The sequence below is a fragment of the Roseovarius sp. SCSIO 43702 genome (assembly GCF_019599045.1).
Taxonomy (GTDB): Bacteria; Pseudomonadota; Alphaproteobacteria; order Rhodobacterales; family Rhodobacteraceae; genus Roseovarius.
The window spans coordinates 2,211,606-2,224,972 of record NZ_CP080623.1 but is presented as its reverse complement, the minus strand read 5'-3'; the positions used below and the strand labels follow the sequence as shown (position 1 = coordinate 2,224,972).

The following is a 13,367-nucleotide window of genomic DNA, read 5'->3' as shown; positions in this document are numbered from 1 at the left end:
GCGGGCCACCGCCGCCCAGATGAAAGGAAAGACGGATATGACCGACGCGAAAACCCGGATCGACGAGACCGTAAAGGCCAACGACGTTGTGCTCTACATGAAGGGCACCAAGGAGATGCCCCAATGCGGCTTCTCGAGCCGCGTGGCGGGGGTGCTCAATTACATGGGGGTCGACTACACCGATGTGAACGTGCTCGCCGACGAGGACATCCGGCAGGGGATCAAGGATTATTCCGACTGGCCCACCATCCCTCAGCTCTACGTGAAGGGCGAGTTCGTGGGTGGCTGCGATATCATCACCGAGATGACGCTGTCGGGCGAACTCGACACGCTTCTCGAGGAGAACGGCGTGGCCTACGACAAGGACGCCGCCGAGAAAATCCGTGAGGCGAATGCCTGAACCATCCCGCATCGCGTCAATGGCGTGGATCCCGCCGGTGCCTCGCCGGCGGGATTTTTCGTGGTAGGACGGCCTAGTCGAACAGCTTGCCGAACGTGCTGCGGAAAATCGCCGCCAGATCTGTCAGCGGCGCCGAGGACGTGCCCAGCGTGACATCGTCGCCCCCGAAACGGCCCACGCGGGCGAGCGGAATGTCCGCGTTCGACGCCGCATCCATCAGTGCCTTGGCCGCTTCATCGTCGCAAGCGATGAGATAGCGCGCCTGGTCCTCGCCATAGAGCTCGGGGATGCGGCCCGTTTCGATCGTGACACCGACACCCGCCGCCTCCGCCATCTCGAACGCGGCGAGGGCGAGGCCACCATCGGACAGGTCGGTGCAGGCGCGGATCCGGGCATGATGCGCGCGGATGAAGTCGCCGTGCCGCGCCTCGGCCTCGAGATCGACGGCAGGCGCATCGCCCTCGGCAATCTCCAGAACCTCGGCCAGGTAGGTCGATTGCCCCATATGCGCACCTTCTGCACCCAGGAGCAGAAGGGCATCGCCCTCGGCTGCCGTGCCGGTGATCGCCTGGTCGATATGCGGGATGAGGCCCACCGCCCCGATCGTCGGCGTGGGCAGGATCGCGCGTCCGTCCGTTTCGTTGTAGAGCGAGACGTTACCCGACACGATCGGCATGTCGAGCGCCTCGACGGCCGCGCCGATGCCCTTGATGGCGCCTACGAACTGACCCATGATCGCGGGCTTCTCGGGGTTGCCGAAATTCATGTTGTCCGTCGTGGCGAGCGGCTTCGCCCCGACGGCGGTGAGGTTGCGATAGGCTTCCGCGACGGCCTGCTTGCCGCCCTCGACCGGGTTCGCCTTGACGTAGCGTGGCGTCACGTCCGAGGTGAAAGCCAGCAGCTTCTCGGTCCCGTGCACCCGTACGAGGCCCGCGCCGAGGCCGGGGCCGCGCACCGTATCGGCCATGACCATCGTGTCATATTGCTCGTAGACCCACTGCTTGCCGCAATGATTGGGCGAGCCGATGATGCGTTTCAGCGCCTCGATCGGGTCGGTATCGGGCAGGTTGCTCTTGATCGGCGGGGCAGGGGGCGTCTCTTCCCACGGACGGTCGTATTCCGGTGCGGTGGAGGAAAGCTTCGAGAGCGGAAGATCGGCCATGATCTGCCCGTCGTGCATGATCAGGAACCGGTCCTCCTCGATCGTCTCGCCCACGATGGCGAAATCGAGGTCCCATTTCTCGAACACGGCGCGCGCCTCGGCCTCTAGCTCGGGCTTGAGCACCATGAGCATCCGCTCCTGGCTTTCCGAAAGCATCATCTCGTAGGCGGTCATGTTCTCTTCGCGCTGCGGCACGGCGTCGAGGTCGAGCCGCACGCCGAGGCCGCCCTTGTCTCCCATCTCCACCGCCGAGCAGGTAAGGCCCGCGGCCCCCATGTCCTGGATCGAGATGACCGCGCCCGTCGCCATCAATTCGAGCGTGGCTTCCATGAGCCGCTTCTCGGTGAACGGATCGCCCACCTGAACCGTGGGGCGCTTTTCCTCGATGGTCTCGTCGAACTCGGCGCTGGCCATCGTCGCGCCACCGACCCCGTCGCGCCCCGTTTTCGCCCCGAGATAGACCACGGGCATCCCGACACCCGACGCGGCGGAATAGAAGATCTTGTCGGCATCCGCGAGCCCCGCCGCGAAGGCGTTGACGAGGCAGTTGCCGTTATAGGCCGGATCGAACCGGACCTCGCCGCCCACGGTAGGCACGCCGAAGGCGTTGCCATAACCGCCGATACCATGCACGACGCCATTGACCAGTTGCCGCGTCTTGGGATGGCTCACCTCGCCGAAGCTGAGCGAATTCATCGCCGCGATGGGCCGCGCGCCCATGGTGAAGACGTCGCGCAGGATGCCGCCCACGCCCGTCGCCGCGCCCTGGTATGGCTCGATATAGGAGGGATGGTTGTGGCTCTCCATCTTGAAGACCACGGCCTGCCCGTCACCGATATCGACGACGCCCGCGTTCTCGCCGGGACCACAGATGACCTGGGGGCCTTCCGTCGGCAGGGTGCGCAGCCATTTCTTCGACGACTTGTAGGAACAATGCTCGTTCCACATGGCCGAGAAGATGCCAAGCTCGGTAAAGCTGGGCTCGCGCCCGATGATCTCGAGGATGCGCTCGTATTCGTCGGGCTTGAGGCCATGCGCCTCGATCAGATCGCGCGTGATTTCGGGTTCCTGCATTGGCTTCGATTCCCCAGCTTGGCGATACGCGCCCTACTTAGGCGAAAGGCTTGATGGGGAAAAGGGGCGCAAAACGAGAAACGGCCCGACCGCTGGGGCCGGGCCGTGGGAACATACTCGGGCAGGACGCTTCACAGCTTGTCGAGCGCGTTGGCGCGCAGGAACTCCATCTCGGAATGATACTGAAGCTCGCCGCTTTCCATCACGTTGACGACATCATAGGTGAGACCGATCATTTCCACGGGCAGATCGCCCATCGCAGATACATCGACCATGAGAACCGGCCCAAGCTCGGGATAGTTACGCGTCTCGACGACAGTGCCGATCAACTCGTTGTCGGAAGTGCGCACTTCCTTGCCGGGTTCGGCATGGGCGAGGATGTTCTCGTAATTGTCGTTCTCGTCCGTATTTGCCTCTTCCTTCGGCCCAAGATCAGACTTGAGCACATCGTCGGCAATCACGGCTTCCCAGCCTGCGGACGATCCATCCACAAGAACTCCTTCACTTTGCACGACCGGAACGCTTTGTGCTGTCGCCATCGGTGCGGCGAAGGCCGTCATGGCAGCGACTGCGGTGCTCAAGGCGAGGTTGCGATAAAACATGTTGTACTCCTTCACTTATACACTTGTGTCTGTCGCGCCAGGGTCCTCGTTCTTGCAGTTTCCGTCCGAGGGGCGGCGCGTTCTGTCCTGTCAATGATCGAATGGGTTCTGCGTTCCTTCGTTTTCATCGATTCGGACTATTTTTCTCCCCGCTGGAGACTTTCACGCGCGGGAAGTTTCCAACTCCTCGTAAATCGCTGCATAGTCCGAGTGAGTCACCCGATGCCGGTGACGTAGCGATCGCAAGAGGTGGCGCCATGGACATTCTGAACAACCCGTATCGCGGTGCCGGGCTGGACAATCCCGACCTGGCCGGCATCCCGTATCCCTCCACCGATGCCGAGACGCCGCTTGCCCTCATCGCGCGTTGTCCCGAAGCGCGCGAAACGCCGCTCGTGACCCATGAACTGTTCGGCACGCGCGCCTGGATCAAGGACGAGAGCGGGCGCATGGGGCTCGGCTCGTTCAAGGCGCTTGGCGCGGCCTACGTGATCGCGCATCTCGCGCGGGAAACCGGCGCCACCCCCATGACCGGGGCGCTGCGCGGCCGCACCTTCGTGACCTCGAGCGCGGGCAATCACGGCCTTTCGGTCGCGGCGGGGGCGCGTGTTTTCGGCGCGCGCGGGGTGATCTATCTCTCGCACGAGGTGCCCGAGGGGTTCGCCCGCCGGCTCGAGGCGGAGGGCGCCGAGGTTGTGCGCGAGGGCAGGGACTACGCCGCGAGCATGGAGGCCGCGCAACGCGCCGCCCGCGAGAATGACTGGACGCTCCTGCTCGACACGTCCTGGGGCGGCTATACCGAGCTTCCCCATCGCTTGATGGAGGGCTATCTCGTCATGGCCGCCGAGGCCGCGCGCCAGATCCCCGAGCCGCCCACCCACATCCTGCTTCAGGCCGGCGTCGGCGGTTTGGCCGGGGCGTTGGCCGCCTATTTCCGCAAGGTCTGGGGCGACGACCCGCGCATCGTCGTGGTCGAGCCCGACCGCGCACCCGCGCTTCATCACAGTATCCGCGAGGGGCGCTCGGTCTTGACCGAAGGCGCCACGTCCGACATGGGCCGGCTCGACTGCAAGGAGCCGTCGCTCATCGCGCTCAAGGGGCTGGCGCGCGACGCCGACGCCTTCGCGCTCATCTCCGAGGAGGAGGCCTTCGCGGTGCTGGAACCGCTTGAGGCCATCGGCCTGCCCACCTCGACCTCCGGCGGCGCGGGCCTCGCCGCCCTTGCACAGTTGGAGCCGGGGCCGGACGCCCGCGTGCTCGCGATTCTCAGCGAAGGCCCCGCCTGATGGAACGCGGCTTTGCCGTGGCCGAGTTCGAGCGGCGCCTCTCGCGCGCGCAGGCCATGATGGGCAAGGCGGATATCGGCGCGATATTGATCACGACCGAGCCGGAATTTCGCTATTTCTCCGGGTTCCTCACGCGCTTCTGGGAAAGCCCGAGCCGTCCGTGGTTCCTGGTCCTGCCCGCGGACGGGAAACCGATCGCGGTCATACCCTCCATCGGCGCGGCGCTCATGGGCCAGACCTGGGTCGAGGATATCCGCACCTGGGCCGCACCCGATCCGCAGGATGACGGGGTGAGCCTCGTGAGCGACGCCCTTCGCGAGGCGGGCGGCCCGGTGGGCGTGCCCTCGGGACCGGAAACCGCGCTGCGCATGCCGCTCGCCGATTTCGCGCGGGTGAAGACCATGAGCGGCCTGAGATTTCGCGATGACGGGGGGATCACGGCCCGCCTGCGCGCGATCAAGTCGGAGGCGGAGATCGAGAAGATCCGCGCCGCCTGCACCGTGGCGAACCGCGCTTTCGACCGTGTGGGCGAGATTGCGCGCGAGGGCACGCCGCTCGACGAGGTGTTTCGCGGGTTTCAGCGGCTCCTGCTCGAGGAGGGGGCCGACTGGGTGCCCTATCTCGCGGGTGGGGCCGGGCCCGGGGGCTATGGCTGCGTGATCTCGCCCGCCACGTCCGCGCCGCTGGCCGGGGGTGATGTGCTGATGCTCGACACCGGCGCGGTCGTGGACGGGTATTTCTGCGATTTCGATCGCAACTTCGCGGTTGGTCATGCGACAGCCATCGCGCAGGACGCCCATGCCCGCCTGATGGAGGCGACCGAGGCGGGGTTCCGCGCCGCACGCCCCGGGGCGCGTGCGTGCGACGTCTTCGCCGCCATGGCAGCGATCACCGGCACGGGCGAGGGGGCGGGCCGTCTCGGCCACGGGCTCGGGATGCAACTGACCGAGGGCCTGTCGCTGTCGCCTCGCGACGAGACGGTGATCGAGCCGGGCATGATGCTCACCCTCGAGCCGGGGGTCGAGACGGGGCCCGGCCGGCTCATGGTGCACGAGGAAAACATCGTGATCCGCGATGCCGGGGCCGAGCGGCTGTCGCGTTTCGCCGGTCCCGACCTGCCGGTGATCTGACGCGCGCGACGGGTCGCGCCCTGCCGGCCCGGATTATCGCCGGGCCTTCGCTCTCTCATCCGCCGATGTCACGCGCCAGCGCGCAGAACTCCTCGAGCGTCACGGTTTCGGCGCGGCGCGTGGGGTCGATCCCCACCGCGCGCAACCGGTCCTCGATATCGGGCGCCAGCCCCTTCAGCGCGGCCCGCAGCATCTTGCGCCGCTGGTTGAAGGCCTGCGCCACCACCCGCTCGAGCACCTTTGCATCCGCCGGGTAGCGCGGCGCGGGAAGGGCGGTCAGGTGCACGACCGCGCTCGACACCTTGGGCGGCGGGGTGAACGCCTCGGGTGGCAGGCTCATCACGATGCGCGCGTCGGCCCGCCACTGTGCGAGGATCGCAAGCCGCCCGTAGGCTTTCGAGCCGGGCACCGCCACGATCCGCTCGGCCACCTCGCGCTGGAACATCAGCGTCAGGCTCTGCCAGAAGGGCGGCCATTCCGCCGGGGTGAGCCAGCGGACGAGAAGTTCGGTGCCCACGTTGTAGGGCAGGTTGGCGACCACGCGAACGGGCGGCGAGAGATGCGCCAGCGGATCGAGCTTGAGCGCATCGGCGTTCACCACCTCGAGCCGGCCGGGATAGGCCTTGGCGATCTCGGCCAGCGCGGGCAGGCACCGCGCATCCTTTTCCACGGCCAGCACGCGGCGCGCGCCCTCCGCCAGAAGGCCGCGGGTCAGACCCCCCGGGCCGGGACCGATCTCGAGCACGTCGGCCCCGCTCAGGTCGCCCGCCTGCCGCGCGATCTTGGCGGTCAGGTTCAGGTCCAGCAGGAAGTTCTGCCCAAGCGCCTTCTTCGCCGAAAGGTCGTGATCCGCGATCACCTGCCTGAGCGGCGGAAGCGCGTCGATCCCGCTCATGCCGCGCGCGCCGCCGCCATCCGCGCCGCCATCATGAGGGCCTCCACGGTCGATGTGGGGTTCGCGATCCCCTGGCCCGCGATGTCGAGCGCGGTGCCGTGATCCGGCGACGTGCGGATGAAGGGCAGGCCCAGCGTCACGTTGACCCCGCGATCGAAATCGAGCGTCTTGATGGGGATGAGCGCCTGGTCGTGATACATCGCGATCGCCGCGTCATAGCCCGTCCGCGCGGCAGCATGGAACATGGTGTCCGCCGACATCGGCCCCGTCACCCCGATACCTTCGCGGCGCAGCGTCTCGAGCACGGGCGCGATGATCTCGATCTCCTCGCGTCCCATGTTTCCCCCTTCACCGGCATGGGGGTTGAGACCCGCGACCGCCAGACGCGGGGCGGGCAGGCCGAAATCGCGGATGAGGGCCGCGTGGGTGATGCGGATGGTCTCGTCCAGAAGGGCAGGGGTGAGTGCGCCGGGCACCTTGGCCAGGGCCATGTGGATCGTCACCGGTACCACGCGCAACTGATCGCTCGCCAGCATCATCACGGCGCGAGCGCCGCCCGCGAGATGCGACAGGAACTCCGTGTGACCCGGAAATGCGAAACCCGCGCCATCCTGAAGCGCTTTCTTGTGGATGGGTGCCGTGCAGAGCGCCGAGGCCTCGCCGACCCGGACCAGCCGCACGGCGGTCTCGATGGCCGAGACGACGCAGGCGGCATGGCGCGGATTCGGCGTGCCGGGGGTGAGCGGCCCGTCGAACTCCTGCGGTAGCACGGGCAGGCCGCGCTCCATCGCCGCGCCGGCCTCGTCGGGCGCGGCGATCTCGACCGCCCGCGTGCCACGCGGCAGGTGCGAAGGATCGCCGATCCAGAAGAAGGCGAAGCGGTCCCTCAGCACGGTCCACGCCTTCGCGGCGAGTTCCGGCCCGATCCCCGCCGGCTCACCCGAGGTGAGCGCGACGGGCTTCACTTCTCGACGATCCGGGCATCCGCCTTGAGTTCGGCGAGATAGCCTTGCGCATAGGAATTGAGGCGCTGGTCGCCGATCTGGCGCGACAGGCGCTCGGTCTCCGACAGGCTCAGCGCCTGTTGCTCGCCCGCCTCGCTGTCGGCAGTCGTCTCGTCCTCGGCGGTGACAACCGGCTCTTCATCCTCGATGGTCTCGGACCGGCCGCAGAGCATCAGGAGCACGAGGGTCTCGCCATTGGCGCGGGTCAGCGCATAGGACACCTCGCCGGGATCGAGCTTCGACAGCTCATAGGCGATATCCTGCGGAATCTCCCCCGGCGCTTTCGAGCCGCGCTCCAGAACGCTTTCGGGCTGGCCCTGGGCGATGCCGTAAAGATCGTCGCAGGTATCGGTATCGGCCTCGATCCGCTGGGCACGGGCGATCGCCGCCTTGCTCCGGCCGCCGGCGATGTAATAGGCGGCATATTCGATCGCGGCGTAGGTCGGCTCGGGCACCTCGGTCTCGCGAATGTCGCGCAACTGGAAAAGCGCGATCGCCCCCTCGAGGGGCAGGGGATCGGTCACGTCACCGGGCGCGAGGCTCAGCACGATGCCTTGCAGCGCCGGGGGCAGATCGCTGATCGGGGTCCAGGGCAGGCGCCCGCCATTGCCCTTCGTGCGTGTCGCGGAATACCGGCGCGCCTCGGCCGAGAAGGCACTTTCGCTCGTCACTTCGGCGATCCGCCGGGCGGTCTCCTCGACCTGCTCCTGCGTTTGCGGCGTGTAGGGGATGATGATCTCGGACATCAGCACCTCGACCCCGCCCCCGCGACCGATCGCCTCGCGCGCGCGGTCGATGTCTTCCTCGGTGACGGACACGCGCGGTCCGAACTTGGCACGGGTCAGCTCGGCCCAGGTGACGCCCGCCCGGATGAAGGCGCGGAAGGATTCCTCCGAGACACCGGCGCCCTCGAACCGCTGCGCGAGTTCCTCACCCGTCAGACCACCCTGCGAGGCGAAGCGGTCCATACCCGCCTGCACCTCCTCCTCGGAGACCTCGATACCGTCGCGCCGCGCGGCCTGGAGCTTGAGCCGGTCCTCGATCAACTGCTCCCGCGCGAGCTTGCGGGGATCCCCCGGCGCGCGAAGCAACTGGAGCATGCGCGTGCGCTGCTCGAGTTCGAACCGCGTGATGGGTGCATCGTTGACGGTGATCACCGCTTCGAAAAGCGATTGCGCCGCGGCGCGCTCGGGCACCTGCGTCGCGAAAAGGGCGAGCGCCAGCGCGGCGCTCTTGCAAAGGGTCGTGATGCAAAACTTCGTCTTCATGCTCGGTCTCGTCCTGCTCGTTTCGGTCATTTCCTGCATGTCCGGACATAGCTCTTGTCGGCGGTCCGGGTGGCAAATCCGCGCAGGCCGACGGTCAGGCTGATGTCCGTCGACGGCGTCAGGATAGTGGAAGAGGTGAAGCGGCGCGAGGCCTTAAGCGAAATATCCACGCATTCATTCGTATAGGTCAGGCCGACACCGCCCTTGACGCTCTCGTCGCTGGCCACGTCATAGCGCCACTCGGCGCTTCCGGTCCAATGCCGCGACAGCCGGTAGGAGGCGTCGAACGCCCATTCCGAAATGGTGCCGGGCCGATTCTCGGCCGGATCGCGGCCCAGCCAGACATAGGTGGCGCTCAGGTCGGTGCGCGCGTTCTGCCAGGTGCCGCGCAGTTCGGCCTTGGTGGTATCGAACTGGTCGTCGAAAAGACCCCGTGCCGTGAGGCTGAGGCCGTTTTGCGTGGCGACCTGCGCGGCGACCAGCACGTCCGAGTAATGCCCCTGTTGCCCCGAGGTGTCGGAGAAGCTCGACGCGCCGGTGCGCTCGAGCTGCCGCGCGTCGCGCCAGACCTGCCCGACACTCAGCCGGGTCTGCAGGCCGTTGGGATTGATCCGTGCCCAAGAAAGCCCGTAGGCGGCGATCACGCCGCGCTCCCGGCGGTCGGTTTCGGGAAAGCGCGACAGCGACAGGAGGTTGCCCTCGTCGAACTCCACGCGCGTGCTTTCGTCGTTCGGAATATCCGGGTCGCTTCCGCCCACCCAGGCAAGCTGCATGACAGGCTCGATCACGTTCGTCACACCGCTCCCCGCACTGCGCCGCGCCCAGGGCCAGCGGAGCGTGACGGCGGCGCTCGGCGTAAGCTCGGCCGCCTGCGAGGCGCTCGTCGTGCCGGCCTGGTGCACGCGCGTCGCATCGAAGGCAAGGCCGGTCTGAACGCTCGACCGGACGCCACCCATCAGCGTCCAGGTCCGAAGCCAGTCGGCGCTGCCCGTGAGCCGCGTGACATCGCGCCCGTCGGCATAGATGTCGAGATCCGGCCCGTCGGTCGTGTCGTCGGAACTGCGGTAATGGCTGTGCAGCGCCGCGGCAAAGCGCAACTCGCCCCCGATCCGCGCGGGAAAGACGCGCCGCTCGTAGTCGGCGTTGCCCACCACGGTCGGCAGGGTGCTGTCCGCCTCGCCCGCGCGGAGCGAGCGGAAATGCGTGAGCGCCGCGTGCACCCATTCGTCGCGGCGCACGCGCTCGACCGATATTTCGCTGTCGAGCCGGTCCTTGCCGGAATAGTCGTAATCCACCAAGTAGGTGTCGTCGTTCACCAGTTCCACGTCGAAGCGCAGCACGAAATCGCGCTTGAGCGCGAAGGCACCGGCACCCGCGACGTAGTTGCGGAAGGACCGCGGCCGCCCGATATCGTCCTTCGACAGCGCGCCCTCGAACTCGATCCCGCCATTGCGGAACGCCTGCCGGTAGCGCCATTCGAGGGTGCGCGTCTCGGTCGAGATGTAGGGGGTGAAGGTGATGTCCTTGTCGTCACCCAGCCGCACGAAATAGGGTATCTTCGCCCCGAAGCCCAGGAGCGTCGAATTCTTGAGCGACGGCACGAGGAAGCCCGTCGCCCGCTCGAGCGTGGGGTCGGGCAGGCGCAGGCGCGGGATATACATGATCGGTGTGTCGAGCACGCGAAACTGCGCGTCATCGAGGTAGATCTGCCGCTCCTCGCGGTCATGGATCACCCGCCGTGCCCGGATCTGCCAAAGCGGGAGCCCGCCGTCGTGGCACACCTGGCAGGACGTGACCGCGGCCTTGTAAAGCTGCGTGTAGCGACCGTTGACCGTGTTGGCCTGAACCGCCGCCATCTGAAGCTGGTCGTCCATCACCACCCGAGCGCCGCGCAGGATGCCGTTCTGCAGGTCCCGGTCAAGTTCTGCCGCATCGGCCAGAACGGTCGTATAATCGCCATCCGAAAGCGTGATCGGCCCCTCGATGACGAGGCGTTCGGTCGTGCGGTCATAGGTCACCGACCGCGCCGTCAGGCGCCGCCCGTCATAGAGCGCCTCGACATTGCCGCTCGCGACCAACCGGCGATCCGAGGTTATGGTCACGTCATCGGCCACGAGAACCGCCGGATCCGCATCCGCGCTCTGCGCGGCGAGAGGCGACACCGGCCCCATCCCCAGGGCAAGGCCCAGAAGAGCGGCCCATATCGCGCGCACCGCCCTCACGCGTCTTCTCGCTGCAGGAAGATGCCGAAGGCAAGCAGAAGCGACGCCACCGGCGGTGCCCAGGCGGCAAGCGCCACGGGGATCTGCCCGTTTTCCCCCAGCACCTGCGCGAAGTTCCGGATGTAGTGCAGGCCGAAGCCCAGCATCACCGCGGCCAGCACCGACGTGCCCGTATTGGCCAGCCGCGCGTGGCGCATCGTGAATGCCGCCCCGATCACCACCAGCGCGATGAGAAACAGCGGCTGGGCAAGCTCCATCTGGAACCAGACGGCATAGCGGCGCGCCGAGAACCCGGCGGTCTCGAGCTGCGCGATGAAACGCGGCAGATCCCAGATCGGGATGAACTCCGGCTTGCCGAAACTCTCGACGATCCGTTCGCGGGTGAGCGATGCGGGCATCGTCATTTCCGCTTCGAACCGCGCGCCCGCCTCGGGGTTCGACCCGGTCGTGAGGTCCCAGTATTTCGCGTCGCGAAGCGTCCACTCTCCCGCGCCAAGCTCGGCGGTGGCGGCCGTCACCCGCGAGGCCGGGTCGCCCGCGGGGCTGAAACCTATGAAGGTCGCGTCGTAGAGCACGCTGAGATCGGGGCTCGCGCTCGCGGCATGGATGACCGTCTGTCCGGCGGCCGTTCCCTGGCGCAGCCACAATCCCTCGGCCGAGATGGCAAGCACGTTCTCGCCCACCCCCGCGATGCGGTTGTTGAGATCGCTGTAGCGTTTCGATGAGGCGGCGACGATCGGGTTGAACATCGTGATCGCCAGCACGCCGATCAGCGCGGCCACCGTCGCCGGACCGGCCAGGCCGGCCAGCGCCGAGCGCCCCGCCGCGCGCACCACCACAAGCTCCGACGACCGCGCGAGGCGCACGAAAAGCCCGACGGAGGCCAGTATGAGAACCAGCGGCATGATCTCGTAATTCGCGTGCGGCATGTTCAGAAGGACGATCTCGAGCACTTCGCCGAAGGGCAGGTTGGGATTGTCCTGCACCTCGTCCACCAGGTCGATGAGGCCCAGAAGCACCGCGAAGGTCAGCGCGAGGCCGAGAAACGTCCAGAGGAATTTCCGCGCGAAATAAAGATGCAGGATCATGCCGTCCGCTCCCGCAACCGGGGGAAGCGGACGAGCCTGCCCAGAAGGCCGGGGCGTCCCGCGAGCCACAGGAGCGCGCCGACGATGGCGAAGCCGACGACGCTCGGCGCATAGAGGATCGGCCAGAGCGCGGCATTGCCAAGGACCGGGGCCGCCACCGCGCTTTCGACCAGTTTCACGCCCACCAGCAGCACGAAGGCCAGAAGGATCTGGCGCCAGACGCCGAAGCGGCTGTAATTGCCCAGAAGGAGTGTCGCGAACCCGATGAGCGCGGCCACCACGCAGAGGATCGGCTGCGCGAACCGGTTGTGAAGCTCGATCATCACCGCGCCCTTGCTGATGCCTGCCGTCTCCGCGACGGCCTCGGGCGCGGCGATGAGCGCCGGGGTGAGCTGGAAGTTGACACGCGTGAGCTCGATGACGTCGCGCGACACCAGGCTGCTGATATCATAAGAGAAATCGTCGAAGAACGTCGTGAAAAGGCGGTTGCCGTTGGTCCTGAGCGTCTGCGCCAGCCCGCGCACCATCACGAGCTTCGTGCCGCCGCCCTCCTGCACGAGATAGGCGGATTTCGACGTGTAGGTCACCGGCGCATCGGGATCGCGTCGGTCCGACAGGAACACGTCCCGCAACTCGCCCTCCGGCGTGATCTCGCGGATGTAAAAGGTGACACCCGAGGCGGGATGCAGGAATTCCCCCTCGGTCAGCAGCTTCGCGGTGACGTTGCGCGACACCTCGATGCGCCGCATCTCGAGTTGGTGCAGGCTCACCGGCACCAGCAGGTGTGACAGGAGCGACATCATCGCGCCCACGATCAGGCCGTAGAACAACACCGGCCGCGCCAGCCGCCAGGGGGAATAACCGGTGGCCTGCATGACGGTCAGCTCGCTCTCGGTGCTGAGCCGGTTGGTGACGTAGACGGCGCCCGCGAAACCCGCGATCGGCAGGACGACGGCGATGACGCCCGGCAGGGTCAGGGCGGTGAGTTCGAGAAAGACGAAGGCCGATTGACCGTCGCTGATCAGCCGGTCGAACATGCGCACGGCCTTGTTGATCCAGAAGATCGAGACGAGCACCAGCGCGAAGAAGCCGAACAGCACCAGCAATTGCGACAGCATGTATCTGTCGAATCTGGCCACTCTGCTTCCCCCCGGACACGCTCTGTCTGCGGCGAAACTAGACCAGATCGCGGCCGGGGAAAACTCCAAATCCGCCGCCGGTCACGGCTGGGCATGA

Annotated in this window: 11 protein-coding genes; 3 read left to right on the top strand and 8 right to left on the bottom strand. The window is 66.9% G+C overall.

Features of this window, described 5'->3' with window-relative positions; genetic code table 11:
- Positions 1–37: 37 nt before the first annotated feature.
- A complete protein-coding gene (gene grxD, locus K1T73_RS10920) occupies positions 38–400 on the top strand; it encodes a Grx4 family monothiol glutaredoxin (RefSeq protein WP_220600734.1) in 363 nt (120 codons plus the stop codon).
- A 73-nt stretch (positions 401–473) separates the two neighbouring features.
- Here grxD and purL read toward each other — a convergent pair whose 3' ends face one another.
- The gene (purL, locus tag K1T73_RS10915; protein ID WP_220600733.1) at positions 474–2,636 is read right to left on the bottom strand and encodes a phosphoribosylformylglycinamidine synthase subunit PurL; all 2,163 of its coding nucleotides are present in this window, start codon (positions 2,634–2,636) and stop codon (positions 474–476) included.
- A 131-nt stretch (positions 2,637–2,767) separates the two neighbouring features.
- Positions 2,768–3,238 (bottom strand): hypothetical protein, encoded by a 471-nt coding sequence (locus K1T73_RS10910; RefSeq protein ID WP_220600732.1) that lies wholly within the window; start codon positions 3,236–3,238, stop codon positions 2,768–2,770.
- A 257-nt stretch (positions 3,239–3,495) separates the two neighbouring features.
- Here K1T73_RS10910 and K1T73_RS10905 point away from each other — a divergent pair, with 257 nt between their 5' ends.
- Both K1T73_RS10905 and K1T73_RS10900 read left to right on the top strand, forming a co-directional pair.
- The gene (locus tag K1T73_RS10905; protein WP_220600731.1) at positions 3,496–4,524 is read left to right on the top strand and encodes a pyridoxal-phosphate dependent enzyme; all 1,029 of its coding nucleotides are present in this window, start codon (positions 3,496–3,498) and stop codon (positions 4,522–4,524) included.
- Entirely contained in the window at positions 4,524–5,654 is a 1,131-nt protein-coding gene (locus tag K1T73_RS10900; protein ID WP_220600730.1) for a Xaa-Pro peptidase family protein, read from the top strand. Before K1T73_RS10905 ends, K1T73_RS10900 begins: the two co-directional genes overlap by 1 nt.
- Positions 5,655–5,709: 55 nt before the next feature.
- On the opposite strand, the gene rsmA is transcribed toward K1T73_RS10900, so the two are convergent.
- The 6 genes from rsmA to lptF are packed head-to-tail and all read right to left on the bottom strand — an operon-like array spanning position 5,710 to position 13,249.
- The gene (gene rsmA / locus K1T73_RS10895; RefSeq protein ID WP_220600729.1) at positions 5,710–6,549 is read right to left on the bottom strand and encodes a 16S rRNA (adenine(1518)-N(6)/adenine(1519)-N(6))-dimethyltransferase RsmA; all 840 of its coding nucleotides are present in this window, start codon (positions 6,547–6,549) and stop codon (positions 5,710–5,712) included.
- Positions 6,546–7,514, bottom strand: a complete 969-nt coding sequence (gene pdxA, locus K1T73_RS10890) for a 4-hydroxythreonine-4-phosphate dehydrogenase PdxA (protein WP_220600728.1) — start codon at positions 7,512–7,514, stop codon at positions 6,546–6,548. The genes rsmA and pdxA overlap by 4 nt, the downstream gene beginning before the upstream one ends.
- On the bottom strand, positions 7,511–8,821 hold the full coding sequence (locus K1T73_RS10885) for a peptidylprolyl isomerase (protein ID WP_259400220.1): 1,311 nt from the start codon (positions 8,819–8,821) through the stop codon (positions 7,511–7,513). Before K1T73_RS10885 ends, pdxA begins: the two co-directional genes overlap by 4 nt.
- Positions 8,822–8,847: 26 nt before the next feature.
- Positions 8,848–11,043, bottom strand: coding sequence for an LPS assembly protein LptD (locus K1T73_RS10880; protein ID WP_310794389.1), 2,196 nt, complete (start codon positions 11,041–11,043; stop codon positions 8,848–8,850).
- Positions 11,040–12,131 carry an LPS export ABC transporter permease LptG gene (gene lptG / locus K1T73_RS10875; RefSeq protein WP_220600726.1) on the bottom strand — a complete coding sequence of 364 codons (1,092 nt, stop codon included), beginning with the start codon at positions 12,129–12,131 and terminating at the stop codon, positions 11,040–11,042. Before lptG ends, K1T73_RS10880 begins: the two co-directional genes overlap by 4 nt.
- Entirely contained in the window at positions 12,128–13,249 is a 1,122-nt protein-coding gene (lptF, locus tag K1T73_RS10870) for an LPS export ABC transporter permease LptF (RefSeq protein WP_220603709.1), read from the bottom strand. Before lptF ends, lptG begins: the two co-directional genes overlap by 4 nt.
- Positions 13,250–13,367: the final 118 nt, after the last annotated feature.